Consider the following 13,880-nt stretch of genomic DNA (forward strand, 5'->3'; position numbering starts at 1 on the left):
CTGATCTCATCTCGGAATTCGGGAAGCTGGTCTCGAAGATCGAGGAGTTCGGCGGCGAAGCGAGCCTTCTGACCACTACTTCGCCGGATGCGCAGTGGGAAGCCAGGGTGATCGCGGGATTCAATGCGACTCGCGACGAAGAGTATGCGGAGATCGTGGAGAACGAAGAACGGTTCGAGGACGAAGTCCGCCGGGAAACCCGGAAAGAGAAATTCACGTTCGCGGAGCTGGAAGACCTGGAGGCCGATCGGGAAAAACTCAAGCGGTGGATGGCGAAGGTGCAGGAGCGGGATTTCTTCGAAGCGCCCGGCCGCCGGGAGGCCGAAGCGCGGCTGGCCGAGGGGGCAAAGCTGCTGGAAGGATTCACCCGAAAGGTATACGAGCGCGAGGGAATGGAGGGAAAAACATGATGTGGGCGCGACTGAAAGCATGGGCGAGGGACATCAAACGGGACGTCACGGCTCTCTACCTGGCCGGAAGGGATCCCAGGGTCCCCTGGTACGCCAAGGCGATGGCCATGGCGACGGCGGCATACGCCTTCAGCCCCATCGACCTGATTCCCGATTTCATCCCGGTGCTCGGCTATGTGGACGAGTTGTTCGTTCTTCCGCTCTTCATATGGCTCACGGTCCGAATGGTGCCGGCCGAGGTCATGATCGACCTTCGGCTGGAGGCCGCCCGGCGTCTTGCGGAAGAACGTCCCCGCAGCGTGGTGGGAGCGATCTTCATTGTCATGATCTGGCTCTCGATCGCCGCTGCCGGCATTTGGCTTATCAAGTGATCCCCGATATCGGAGTTTCCTCGACAGCGCCTGCATTCCGGGGAAGAAGAAGCGGAACCGGGTCTTTCTTCAGATCGGCAGCAGGTACCGGCGTTATTCACACGTCTGTCCCGCTTCTGCGGAAGTTCTAAGGAACGTCCCTGTTCTGCCGTTCTGCGTTCTGCCGTTCTGCTGTTTCAAAGCACCCGGATCGGCAGCACGATCATCGTCTGGCCGGCGAAGACCAGCCGCTTCTGCGCCATGAAGGCGGTCTGGTTGTGGAGCAGACGGGTGAGGACGTTCTCGTCCTGGAAAACGAGCTTCCCGGCGAATACGCACTGGTTGGGGAAATCCTTCGCCACTTCCCCGGCCAGGTGGGCGATGCACTCGATGGCGTCGATCCCCACCATGGTCCGGGCTTCCCCGTAGAATCCGTGCCCCTTGACGAACTCGACATATTTCGCGAGCTGGTCCTTCAGGCTCTTCGCCAGGTTCTCCACCTCGGCCGCCCCCTTGAACACGCTCGTGTCGATCACGCCGGCGGAGATGAACACGAAGTTCCTGAACATCCCCGGGAACTGGCGTATGACCGAGAAGAGCACGTGCATCCCGAGACCGTTATATCCGGATACCATGATGACCGCCGTGGGCGCCTGCCGCCGCAATACCGGTTCCATTGCGGCCGGGACGGTCACCGGGGGCAGCGCCAGGAGCAGCTCGTCCAGCCGCTTCATGCTCTCCTGGGCCGAGCGGTAGTGGCGGCGAATCCCGAAGCTCGCAGCGACGAAGATGCCGGTGATCAGCAGCGTCACCCACCCCCCTTCGGGAAACTTGAACCAGATCGTGAGGCAAAGCAGGACGCCGGTGAGGACGAACCCCACGCCGTTCACCGCCATCCCGCGCTTCCATTTCCGCTCGGCGCCGCGGTCCTTCCACCAATGGAGCACCATTCCGAGCTGGGAAAGGGTGAAGGTCAGGAACACGTTGATGGAATACATGATGACGAGGTACCTGACCGATCCGGCGGAGATGTAAAGCATCAGCAGCGCCATCCCCCCCATGAAGACCACCCCGTACTTGCGGACCAGACGCTCGGAAAGGTGGGCGAACCGCCTGGGCGCGTAGTAGTCGAGCGCCATGTTGGAGAGCACCTGGGGCCCGTCGATGATGCCGGTCTGGGCGGCGATGAACAGCAGCGCGGTCTCCGACGCGAGGACCACGGCCAGGAGCGCCTTCCCCAGGTTCCCCCCGCTAAAGTCCCCCACGACCCTTTCGAAGAGCACGGCGTTCAAGGTCCGCCCGTGCACCGGCGCGATCCGGTAGAGGAGATAGCTGAGGAGGATCCCGCCCGCCAGGAACGACAGGGAAAGGGCCATGTAGAGCATCGCCTTCTTCCCGGTCTGCACCCGGGGCTCCCGCAGCGTCTGCATGGAGTTGCTCACGGCCTCGATGCCGGTAAAGGTCCCGCCGCCCATCGAGAAGGCGCGCATGAGCAGCGCCCCCACTCCGAGCCACCCCATTTCCCCCACGGCGCCGCGGAAGTCGCGGGAAACGTCCGCGGCCACCGCGGGAATCTCGGGAACGTGCCGCAGCATGGCGTACAGGAGCAACGGGACATGGCTCAGGATGAATATCATGAAGACCGGCGTGAAAACGGCGACGGACTCCCGGACTCCGCGCAGGTTCAGCCACATCATCACAAGGATGACGAACGTAACGAATCCGTTTTTGTACTGCAGCATCTCCGGCGGGAGGATGCTGAAGAAGGCGTCGGCGCCCGAGGCGATGGAGATCGTGATCGTCAGGATGTAGTCGATCACGAGCGCCGATCCCGAGACGACCCCGGCGTTCTCCCCGAGAAGCTTGGACGCGACGATGTACCCGCCGCCGCCCGAAGGGAACGCCTCGATGATCTGCATGTAGCTGCCCGAGATGATCAGGATGGTGGCGATCGACATCACGGCGATGATGACCGCAAGGACCGAGTGGCGGCCCAAGGCGAGAAAGGCCTCCTCCGGGCCGTAACAGGAGGACGAGATCCCGTCCGCGCCCAGCCCCACCCAGGCGAAGAAGGCGACCAGCGAGACGCGGTGAAATATCTTCGGGTCGAACAGGTCCCGGGGCGCCCCGAACAGGAAGTGCTTCACCCGCCGGTAGAAGGATTCGTTTCCGTTCGGCGAATTCGGATCCGTCACTATTCCGCCTCTCCCTTGGTCCCCTTGCCCCCGCCGGCCTTCGGGAGCGAGAAGAATATGATGCTGCCGGTTCCCTCCCCGCTTTCCGCCCCGACGGTCCCGCCGTGCGCGACCACGATGTCCCTCATGATGGCGAGGCCGAGCCCCACGCCTGTCGCCCGTTCCTGGCCCGGGACCCGGAAGAACGGCTCGAAGATGTGCGGCAGGTACTGCCGCGGAATCCCGGCGCCGGTGTCACGGACGGCAAAGCGCACGGCCTCCCCCTCTTCCTTCGCGGAAAGATGGACGCTCCCGCCGGGAGAGGTGTATTTCAGGGAATTGGACAGCAGGTTCTCGAAGACGTGCGCGATGCGGGCGGGATCCGCCCACACGTCGGGTAGCCCCGCCGGCACGTCGTACGTCAATGCGACGCCTGCGTCGCGCGCCCTGCTCCGATACGCGTCCGAATTCGCGGCGAGGAGCTCCTGAGGCGATACGGCGCGCAGGTCCAGGTTCGCCCGACCCGACTCCAGGTGCCCGATGTCCAGCAGGCTCTCGATGATGTCGTGGAGCCGGTCGGCATCCTCGCTGGCGGCGGCCGCCAGCTCCGACTGCTTCGGGCCGAGCGTTCCGACCTTCTCGTCGAGCAGGAGGCGCAGCGCCATCCGGATCGAGGTGAGCGGCGTCCTGAGCTGGTGCGAGACGGTATCGATCACGCTGCGCTTCATCTCGTCCTGCTGCCGCTGTTGCGTGACATCCCGCAGAATCAGGACCACTCCCGCGGCCTCCCGCGACGAGTCGAGGATCGGAACGGCCTGCGGCCGGAAGAACCGCTCCTCGTTCCGCACGAAATGCTGGACGACCGCCAGCCCGCCTTCGCCGTCCACCGGGCGCCCTTCCGAAAGGGCCTTCCCGGCGAGATCCGCCATCCACGGATGTGCCGCGTCCCGCAGGCGGGAGCCCGCCCGGAGGCCGAAAATATCGGCCGCCGCCCTAGTGGCCACCTCCACCTCCCCTTCAGCCGTCAGGACCGCGATCGCGTCGGGAAGGCTTGCGAACGCCTGCTGCGTGGAACGCTGGCTCCGCAGCAGCTTGGCCTGCTCGGTCCGCCGGAATTCGCGCAGGCTCACCGCCATCTCGTTGAACGCCTCGGAGAGCTGGCCGATCTCGTCCCGGGAAGCGATGGGAATCGCGAGGTCCAGCTTCCCGGCCCGGATTTCGTTGGCGGAGGAGATCAGACGCCGGATCGGCTGGAGGATCCACCGGCCCGTGAGGAACAGGAACGCTGCGGCGACCAGCAGCGAGGCGACGAGCATCAGGTAGGTCTGCCGGCGGACGGACTCCGCCATCCGCTTCGCGCGCGCGTCCATCTCCACCATGTTCCGCTGGTTCATCCGCTCGATCGTGTCCGCATGCTCCTTGATCCGCTGGAACAGCGGCAGGATCGCGTCGAAATACGCCTTCCGGCGCGCCTCCCGGCCGACTTCGGGGTCCGACAGCACCGCCAGGGAGGACTTGTACCCGCCGTACAGCCGCTCCAGCTCCCGCGCCGCGGCTTCCTCCCCCGGCAGGGTGATGTTGCCCAGCTCCGTCCGAAGCGCGTTCTCGAACAGCGGCTGGTGCGCGCGGATCTGCTCGTTTCCCTTGTCCTCGGCGTTCAACAGGACGAAGACGGCGCCGCTGTCCATCCGGTCGATCGCTTCCTTCATCTGCTGGCACGCCACGACGCTGCGGTAATTCTCCCGGAGGATCACCTCGATCGAATCCCCTAGGGCGGAGATCCTCGTGAGGTTGTGCGCCGCGATCCCCGTCATGACGATCAGCAGCCCGAGGAAGCCGAGGGCCAGCTTTTGGCGCAGGCTCATGGCGCGCCTCCCGTCTTTTCCATTTCGAGCGTGAGCCGGTCCACGTCCCCCCGGTCCGCCCCGTTGTATTTCAGGCGGATGTTCACGCCCCGCGCCGCCCACGTCGTCTCCTTGACGACCGCGAGATACTGGCTGACGTATTTCACCGTCTGCGTGCCGGGAAGGCCGTATGCCTTGCGGATGCGGCCGGCGAGAACGTCATAGGAGCGCTCCGCCTGCGTCACCAGGGTCCTGGGCCCGATGCGGGACTGCATCACGGCGCGGATCTCGAGGAGCCGGTTGCCGCGGAACCAGTACTCCAGCGAATCGAACCTCACGCCGTCGATCCGGTTCGCCGCGCGCTCCCGGACGTATGCCTGGAACGGCGCTTCCTTCTCCCGGACGAGCCGATACCCTTCGAACCGCAGGTCCGGGTGGATCCTCAGCGCCTCCTCGACGGTGTCTCCCCACTTCAGGCCGCCGAACCCCTGGCCGGCGGTCAGGATCTGCGCGGAGCCCCGCTCGGGGATCAGACAGAAAAGCGCCGCCGCAAGGAGCAGCGCCCCAAGGAAGTCGCTCTTGCATCCGATTCCGCCGGCCCGCATTTTCCCCGTCTCCCGGAAGAAACAGGAGCAAAAGGCATACCGGGATCGCAGTCGGAAATTTGCTGGAATTTAGTGGGTTTTCAAGAGCTTTTGCGATTGGAACCCTGCAGAACGCAAGGTGAGTCCCGCTGGGCCATTGCAAAATGAAATGCGGGCTATATGCCGTACTGCTTCCGCCGGCGCCAGAGCGTGGTCTGGTCGATGCCGAGGATCTCGGCCGCATGCTGCAGCGAGGAGGTGGCCGCGATCACCCGGCGGATGTGCTCTTCCTCGATCTTCTCGAGACTCACCATCCCGCCGACCGAGGGCGGGGTCTCCCCGGCAGCGACGGCTCCGGGGAAGAATTCCGACCCGACCCGTTCCGACCGGCACAGGATGGAAGCCCGCTCGATGACGTTGCGCAGCTCCCTCAGGTTCCCGGGCCACCGGTGGCGCTTCATCGCCTGCAGGGCGTCTTCCGTGAAGCCGAGGAACCGGCGATGATGGAGCTTGCCGTAAAAAGCGAGCATCTGCGCCGAGAGCTCCTCCAGGTCCTCCGTTCGCTCCCGCAACGGCGGCAGCTCGATCTGGATGACGTTGAGCCGGTAATAAAGGTCCTCGCGGTATCGCCCTTCCGGTATCTCTCCCTCGAGATTCCGGTTCGTGGCGCTGATGACGCGGACGTTGGCGCGGCGGGTGGAGGCGTCTCCGAGCCGCTCGTATTCCCCCTCCTGCAGGAAGCGCAGAAGCTTGGGCTGGATGGAAAGCGGAAGATCTCCGACTTCGTCGAGAAAGAGCGTTCCCCCCTCGCAGGCCGCGATGCGGCCGGGATTGTCGCGGACCGCGCCGGTGAACGCTCCCCGGGCGTGGCCGAACAGCTCGCTCTCCAGCAGCTCGCCCGGAATCGAAGGACACGACACGACCGCGAACGGCCTCGCGGAGCGCGCGCTCCATCGGTGGATCGCGCGGCCAAGGACCGTCTTCCCGGTCCCGCTCTCCCCGCGCAGCAGGATCGCGGCGTCGGACGGCGCCGCCTGCCGGGCCGTCTCGATCGCCCGCTGCATCGCGGGGCTGCCGCTGGCGAACCGGTGTTCCGGGAACGCCCGCTCCAGATCTTCCTGGAGCCCCGCCAACTTCTGCTCCAGCGTGCGGACCTGGTCGACCTTGCGCACGGCCATGGACACCTGGCCGGGAGTGAACGGCTTCGGGATGTAGTCGGTCGCCCCGCGGCGCATCGCCTCCACCGCCGTGTCGATCGAGGCGTATGCCGTGATGACGATGATCTTCATCCACGGGCTGCCGGCCAGCAGGACGGGGATCAGGTCGAGGCCGTCCGCCGTGCCGAGGCGAAGGTCGACGAAGGCCAGGTGGAAGGTTTTCCTCGACGCTTCCGCGACCGCGTCGTTGAAGTTGCTGACGGCGGAGACGCGGTGGCCGTCGGCCTCGAGGCAGATGGAGAGCGTCTTCCGGATGTTGCCCTCGTCGTCGACGACGAGGATGCTCAGCGGAGAACCGGCCTGCGTCTGCGTGGTCACGCCCTCCCTTCCCGACGGCAAATTATCCCGAGAGGATGACAGCCGATGTATCGGAGGAAGACTTACATCCTCTCCACGTGGGCGATGCGGCCGAACGTGAACACGATTTCCCAGACGGGGTCGTGCCGGATTTCCATCGTCCCCCGAAGTTGCCGCACCGCAAGACCGTGGACAAGCTTCAAACCGAGGGACTTGACGCGGGAGAGATCCAGGTCCCGGGGAAGGCCCGGGCCGTCGTCCCTGTACCTGAGCTCGATATTTTCTCCGACCCGTCGCAAGGACAGGAAGATGTTCCCGGATTTCCCGCCGGCGAAGGCGTGCTTGAGCGAATTCGAGACCAGTTCGTTGATGATCAGGCCGCAGGGAAGCGCCCCGTCGACGGACAGGAAGAGCTCTTCCATCTCCAGGTTGGCTCGAACGGACCCTTCGGGCGCCTGGCGGGAGCCGAGAAGGATATTCAGAAGGTTTTCCACGTAATCCTTGATGTCCATGGAGGCGATGTTTCCGGCCTGGTACAGGTTTTCGTGGACCAGCGACATCGCGCGGATCCGCCCCTGGGTTTCCGAGACGGCGCGCACGAAATTATCGTCCGAAGACGCCGTGGCCTGAAGAGACAACAGGCTGGCGATCATCTGCATGTTGTTCTTCGTCCGGTGCGCCAGCTCCCGCATGAGAACGTCCTTGTCCGCAAGCGAGGCGCGCAGCGCCTCTTCCGCCCGCCTGCGCTCGACGATGTCGCGAAAGACCAGCACGACGCCTGTCGTTTGGCCGCTTCCGCTCCTGATGGGAGCTCCGCTGTCGTCGATCGGTATTTCCGTCCCGTCCTTCCGGACAAGGAGGGTGTGGTTGGCAAGGCCCACGATCATCCCGAGCCGGAGCACCTTGGCAACCGGGTCTTCCACAACGTTGCGGGTATGTTCGTTGATGATTCTGAATACCTGGGTGACGGGCCGGGCCGCGGCATCGGCCCGGCTCCAGCCCGTCAGCTCTTCCGCCACGGCGTTCATGAAGGCGATCCGTCCCTCGACATCGGTTGCGATGACCGCATCGCCGATGCTGGCCAGAGTCGTGGCATAACGCTGCTCGCTGGCGCTCAATTCGTCCCGGGAGACCGTGGTCGCCTGGAGCTTCCCGCTCATCCGGTCGAAGTCCCGCGCAAGGTCGCCGAACTCGTCGTTCGAGATTATGCCGATCCGGTGATCCAGCCCCCCGGTCTCGACGGCTTCGGCGCCCTTCCGGAGCTTTTCCAGGGAAAAGGCGATGCTTCTCGTCAGGCCGGTCAGCACGCCGAATTGCGCGGCGGCGATGAGGCCCATGAACACGAGGACAAACGCGATGATCCGTCGCCGGCCCGCGTTGATGTCCCGGCCGATCATGGCAACGAGCCGGGAAGCCTCCGTCCTGGCGTTGCTCGACCGGATCAGGAGCTGTCCAGCAAGCCGCTCTTCGGCCTCCCGGGACAAGGCGTCGTCCCCGCGGGAGCCCAGTCGTTCATGGGATAAAATCAGCTTCCAGAACAGAGCCTCCATCAACTCCAGCTCCGCGCCCACCCTGGTCAACAGCTGACGCTGCGGGCCTTCGAACCGGGCCGCGACGACCAGCCCGGTCACCTCCTGGTGCTTGAGCAGGAACTGTTGCCGGGGGCGCTCCTCGTGATGGAGCACGTAGCTGCGGACCTGTTCGTTCAGGTCGCTCATGGCGTCGCTGATCCGGTAGGCGGCCATCCGCTTCTCTTCCAATGCCTTGTGCGACCGGTAGGAAAAGACGAGCGCCGCGCCGACCGCCAGCATCACAACCGTCGGCATCAGGGCAGCGACCGATAGTTTCGTCGAGACCCGCACGGAAGCGCCCTATTCGCCCACGATGAGGACCGCTTCGGGGGAGACCGTCTTGAGCGGCTTCGTGAAAACGTGATTTCTGAAGTTGGGCGCTTTCCTCCTGCCGGCCTCCTTCCGGATCATCCATCGGGCCTGGTCTTCCAGGTACAGGAGCAGGCTCTGGTCGAGCCGCGTGACAAACCGGCAGCGGGACCACTCCCGCTCCACCGAAACGCCGGCGGATCCGAAAGCCCTGACCGCCGCGGCCCGCGCCTCGGCGGGACGCTCGGCGACGAGACGTTCCGCCCGGAGGATCGCCCGGAGGAAACGGGCGACAACATCCGGATCGCGCTGGGCGAGCTCCCTGGCGGCAATGAGGTTCCAGGTCATCGTGTAAAGCCCCGGCTCGTACAGAACCACGGCGTTGGCGCCGAGCATGTCCTGCAGGGTCGTCGTGTGGGGCGCCCATGTGCTGACGGCGTCGACCTCCCCGTTCATCAGAGACCGGACCACGCGATCCGCCGGAAGATCGACGATCCGGACGTCCTTCGGATCGATGTGGTCCGTCGTCAGGTAGATATCGAGGAAAAAGTGTGCCGTGGTGCCGGCGACGCGGCCGACTGTCTTGCCCCTGAGGTCACAGGCTACCCTGATGCCTCGGTCTCGCCGGGCGATGATCAGGATCGCATCGTCGACCTCGGCCAAGGTGGCGACAACCATGACCGGCTTGCCGTCGACGGCGGCGCGGGCGATCGGCGTTTCTCCGGCGGTTGCGAAATCCGCACCGCCCGAGAGCACGGCCGCAAGCCCCAGGTGCCCCGATTCGAAGGGACGGAGGGCCACGTCGAGCCCCTCGTCCCGGAAATACCCTTTTTCTTGAGCGAGATAGATGGGGACGGACGCAAGCCAGGGCGTCAGGGCGACGGTGATCTTCTTCCCTCCGCCCGCCCCCGGGAGCGCCGGTCCGCGATCGCAGCCGGCGAGGAGTATCAAAACCGCGAAGACCAGGCGAAGACTGAACAGGCGATCGGGAGACCGTTCTTCCGTTCTTCTCATTCGGATCCCCGCGTTATTGGCGAATCCCGGCGGAAAAAATGAGCTGGCGGCGGAAATATCGAGTTTACTTCAGCCCCGTGCCCCTGATGTTAGCACATCGGGATCCATCCGCGGGGAAGGGATCGCTCCCCCGGTACGAACGTCGCGACCGTCCCCTTGGGATCCTCAGATCGATCTGTTGAAAATGGCGAGCGCCGCATTTCTGACAAACGTCCACGCGGGCGGGCGGGGCACGATCAGCTCATAGTGGCCGGCGTCCGGGACAAGATCGACACGCACGTCATCGAGCTTGCCGGCGGCAGCGACATATTTCCGGATGTAATCGACGGGAATCACCTCGTCCTCGAGTCCGATCAGATGCCGTTGGGGCACTCCAAAAGGCAATAGCGCCATGGGCGACGCCTGCCGGTATCTGTCGGGAACCTCTTCCGGAGAGCCGCCCGCCAGATCACGACAGGCGCCACCGCATATCCCGCGCTTCGCGCCCTCCGCAAGATCGGGAATGCCCGCCAGGACCAGAACGCCCCGCATCGGAAGACCATTCGAAAAGAGCGGACTGGCCGCCGGCAGCCGATGGCGTCCCGCCAGCCACAGCGCCAGATGGCCCCCGGCGGAGTGACCGACGGCTATCGGCCGCGACAGATCGAGGAGGAACCGGCCCGCAATCTCTTTGAGAAAATCGGACCCGGCCGAAACATCCCGGAAAGTGACGGGCCAGCCGCCCCCGTTCCCCAACCGGCGATATTCGAGGTTCCACACGGCGAACCCCTCGTTCCGGAGTGCCGCGCACAGTTGTCCCATATGCCCCAGGCCGTATCCGGCCTGCCAGCAGCCGCCGTGGAGCATGACGATTACGGGATGGGGTCCGGGTCGCCCGGGCAGATAAAGGTCGCCGAACTGTTGGGGATCCGGGCCGTAGGGGAGACGGTGATCCGCCGCCGCTTCCGTCAGCATCGCCAAGTCGGCGGCGGTCATCAACCTGGAGGCGGCCGTCAAAGGATCACCGTGCGATCGATCCCCCCGATCGTCGGGCGGCCGGCGAGCCCCATGGCGAGGACGATTTCCCGGCGAAGCAGCTCCAGGACCCGCCGCACGCCCGCTTCTCCGTCCACGGCCAATCCCCATAGATAGGGTCTCCCGACGACCACGGCCCGGGCCCCCATCGCGAGCGCCTTCAGGACATCCGTACCGCGCCGGATCCCGCCGTCCACCAGCACGTCCGCTTTTCCTTTCACCGCGTCGACGACCTCCGGCAGCGCTTCGCACGTGGCGGGCACCGTATCGAGCTGACGGCCGCCATGATTCGACACGACGAGCCCGGCCGCGCCGTGCTCCACGGCAAAACGGGCGCCCTCCGCCGTGAGAACGCCTTTCACCACGACCGGTAGTTTGGTGACGGACCGCAGCCAGGCGATGACTTCCCACGTGAAGCTCGAGTCGAACATGTCCTCCACGAATTTTCCCATCGCGGACGGATCGTCCGATGAAAGCCTTTCCGCCGCGTACGGCTCGAGGTTTTTCATCGTCAGTCCGGGAGGAAGCGAAAATGCGTTTCGGATATCGCGCTCGCGACGGCCGAAAAGGGGCTGGTCGACGGTGACGCACAGGGCGGAGCAGCCCGCGGCCTCGGCGCGCCGCACCAGATCGCGGGTGATCTCCCTGTCGCGAAAACAGATCAACTGGAGCCATCGATGCCCCCGGGAGGAGGCGGCGATCTCTTCGAGCGATTTGTTGGCCGTCATGCTGACGATCTGAAGGATCCCCGACGCCTCCGCCGCCCTCGCCACGGCGCACTCCCCGTCCGGATGCGCCAATGCGTTGAAACTGCATGGTGCGGTAAGAACCGGCATGGACAACGCGCGGCCGAAGAGGGTGATCGCCGGATCGATACGGCTGACATCGACCAACAGCCGGGGGCGCAGGCGGATCCGCCGCCAGGCCCGCAGATTCTCTCCGAGGGTCACCTCGTCGTCGGCTCCCCCGGCGTAATAGTCGTACACGACGGGAGACAGACTCTCCCTGGCCAACGCCTCGTACTCGTTGAGGTTCGACGGGGCCGCCATCAGACTGCGATCTCCAGGAGCAAGTCCTCGGGAGATCCATTCTTCTCAGGGATGACCCGGGAGATCGGCTTCCCGCGGCGTGTAGCCGCCGCCTCCTCCTTCGGCATGATGTCCCCTCCATCGCGGCCGCACATCCGAGCCGTATCTACACAATACCGCACTATAGATGCGATTCGATCTTCCGGACAGCTTCGCGGAAGCAGTCGCGCGAGTCCTTCCGCGCGACGCCTCTCCATTGCCGCAGCGATATTCAATTCCCCTTCCGCGGTTCGAAGACCAGCGCGTAGTCCCCGAAGCACCTTCTGATCCCCTTCTGCAGATCGACGAATGCCTGGCCGCCGATTTCAGCGCGGGTCAGGATCGGCTTCTTCAGCGTGACGCGCGAGGAAACGACGAGGCTGTCTCCGTCTTCCCTGGCTTCCCACGAGGCGTCGATCCACGGCGAGCTCACTCGACACGGCGGGGGATTTTTCCCTACCAACCTGCTTCCGACGATCCGGTCCACCGACTCCGTGACGTTCGGTTCGCCGAGGAAGATGTCTCCCTGGTACTTTTCCGGATCTATGACCGAGTACATCTTCAGAGAGTCGTGTTCGAGCCGATATGCCAGGCCGGCGGTCGTGCGGATGGCGGCGCCTTCGACCTCCGTAGTGACGTCGATCGATTTGTCGCGCACCACCGGCGAACTCATGTCGAAATCGCCTACCGATCCGGAGAGGACCCGGCGCCCTTCGGATATCCCCCGAAGTATGGAGAACTTGATGGTTTCCGGAGACGCGTATCGGGCCGCGCCCGTCAGCCATACCGCCTGGTGTCCGTATAGCTCGATACGTCCCGTTATCCTTGCATCCCCATCGGGCGTGAAGGAGTACGTTCCGATCCCGCGAGCCAACCCGCTGTCGGAAGGGAGGTAAGGCACATGCGCTTTCCGCAGGTTCCCTCCTTCCAGCACCATTGCATCGCGGCCTGCGAGATCGGGAGCGATTCCGCGCGCGAAGCTTACGTTGTTCGTCGGATCGACCCAGTATGTAACGCCGTCGTGCACCACCCGAACGATGGCGTGGTTATAGGCGTCGGGGGTGGCAAGCGGCGGCGGATCCATGGGAATCGGCCCGCGGCGTATCCACGCGATGTCCGCCCGGATCCCGGTCTTGCGGAGAATTGCAGCCAGGGCCGTCGCCATGTCCTTGCAGTCCCCGTACTGCGAAGACGCGATGTCCCCAAGGGGTCTCGGAACGTAGCCGCCGTTTCGCGGACGCCAGTCGCCGAAGTATCGGATCCGCTGCGAAAACGACGAGGTGAGCGCGTCGAGCCGGTCGGGAAAAGCTCCGCCATCTCCGGAGAACGACTTCGCCTGTTCCTCGAAAAGCGGCGGAAGCGGCCCGGAGAGGATTTCCTCGTATGCCGCCGCCACGGAAGCGGCCGGCCCGGCAAGCGATTCGTCGGTGGAAACCTGTATGTGCGGAAGCCGCGATGCAGGCAGGTACGAGGAGTCCGTCTCTTCGACCAGGCGCCGGTAGACCGGATTCTTGAGATTCACGCGAAGCGTGTCCGTGTCCCCGTCAATGAAGTGCTCGACTTCGAAGTTTCCGTCCGGATCGTTGACGGCGACCCGCAAAGGCCTCTTCGACCGGATCGTCAGCCGGAAATGATCGCAGGCAAGGTCCGTTCCCGGGAAAAAGGATCGGGAATAATGGCCGGGGAACGCCACCTCCCTCTGGATCGTCCTCTTGCGGATCCGGAGCCTCGAACCCACCTGGACCGCCGGGAACGGAACGGTGATCATCGCATGCTCGTCGAACCCCGGCAGATTGGCCGCGACCGGCTTGTTTACGATCGCTCCGGAAGGCACCGGAAGCGTCTTGCCGTCGAACACCGTCTCCGCCGACAGCACTTCGACCTTCGAGATCCTTGCGTTGTAAACGATTCTCGATGTTCCGGCGACCTGGCGCCCTGCCTCGTTGCGGATGAGGGCCTCCCGTGCCACTTCCTCGACGAAGGTTCCGTCGCGCGCGACATCGATCGTCATTTCATCGCGGGTAATCGT

11 protein-coding genes are annotated in these 13,880 nt (G+C 64.7%); 2 read left to right on the forward strand and 9 right to left on the reverse strand.

The window, feature by feature from the left end:
- Both AB1346_14205 and AB1346_14210 read left to right on the forward strand, forming a co-directional pair.
- A partial coding sequence (locus AB1346_14205; GenBank protein ID MEW6721595.1) for a Chromate resistance protein ChrB occupies window positions 1–410 on the forward strand: 410 nt, incomplete at its 5' end.
- A complete protein-coding gene (locus AB1346_14210) occupies window positions 407–781 on the forward strand; it encodes a DUF1232 domain-containing protein (protein MEW6721596.1) in 375 nt (124 codons plus the stop codon). The genes AB1346_14205 and AB1346_14210, both read left to right, overlap by 4 nt.
- 176 nt (window positions 782–957) lie before the next feature.
- Here the strand turns inward: AB1346_14210 and AB1346_14215 are convergent, their stop codons facing one another.
- The 9 genes from AB1346_14215 to AB1346_14255 all read right to left on the reverse strand — a co-directional run.
- Window positions 958–2,955, reverse strand: a complete 1,998-nt coding sequence (locus AB1346_14215; protein ID MEW6721597.1) for an APC family permease — start codon at window positions 2,953–2,955, stop codon at window positions 958–960.
- The gene (locus AB1346_14220) at window positions 2,955–4,799 is read right to left on the reverse strand and encodes an ATP-binding protein (GenBank protein ID MEW6721598.1); all 1,845 of its coding nucleotides are present in this window, start codon (window positions 4,797–4,799) and stop codon (window positions 2,955–2,957) included. Before AB1346_14220 ends, AB1346_14215 begins: the two co-directional genes overlap by 1 nt.
- Window positions 4,796–5,383 carry a hypothetical protein gene (locus tag AB1346_14225; GenBank protein ID MEW6721599.1) on the reverse strand — a complete coding sequence of 196 codons (588 nt, stop codon included), beginning with the start codon at window positions 5,381–5,383 and terminating at the stop codon, window positions 4,796–4,798. Before AB1346_14225 ends, AB1346_14220 begins: the two co-directional genes overlap by 4 nt.
- A gap of 155 nt (window positions 5,384–5,538) precedes the next feature.
- Window positions 5,539–6,897, reverse strand: a complete 1,359-nt coding sequence (locus tag AB1346_14230) for a sigma-54 dependent transcriptional regulator (GenBank protein ID MEW6721600.1) — start codon at window positions 6,895–6,897, stop codon at window positions 5,539–5,541.
- A gap of 62 nt (window positions 6,898–6,959) precedes the next feature.
- Complete coding sequence (locus tag AB1346_14235) at window positions 6,960–8,702, reverse strand: histidine kinase dimerization/phosphoacceptor domain -containing protein (GenBank protein ID MEW6721601.1); 1,743 nt, start codon at window positions 8,700–8,702, stop codon at window positions 6,960–6,962.
- Window positions 8,703–8,747: 45 nt separating this feature from the next.
- Window positions 8,748–9,770, reverse strand: a complete 1,023-nt coding sequence (locus tag AB1346_14240) for an NrtA/SsuA/CpmA family ABC transporter substrate-binding protein (GenBank protein ID MEW6721602.1) — start codon at window positions 9,768–9,770, stop codon at window positions 8,748–8,750.
- 165 nt (window positions 9,771–9,935) lie between these two features.
- Window positions 9,936–10,745, reverse strand: coding sequence for an alpha/beta hydrolase (locus AB1346_14245; protein ID MEW6721603.1), 810 nt, complete (start codon window positions 10,743–10,745; stop codon window positions 9,936–9,938).
- Between the two features lie 17 nt (window positions 10,746–10,762).
- Window positions 10,763–11,833 (reverse strand): alpha-hydroxy acid oxidase, encoded by a 1,071-nt coding sequence (locus AB1346_14250; protein MEW6721604.1) that lies wholly within the window; start codon window positions 11,831–11,833, stop codon window positions 10,763–10,765.
- Between the two features lie 250 nt (window positions 11,834–12,083).
- Window positions 12,084–13,880: DUF3857 domain-containing protein (locus tag AB1346_14255; GenBank protein MEW6721605.1), on the reverse strand; the 1,797-nt coding region annotated here is incomplete at its 5' end.

It is taken from the genome of Thermodesulfobacteriota bacterium (genome assembly GCA_040758155.1).
Lineage (GTDB): Bacteria > Desulfobacterota > Deferrimicrobia > Deferrimicrobiales > Deferrimicrobiaceae > UBA2219.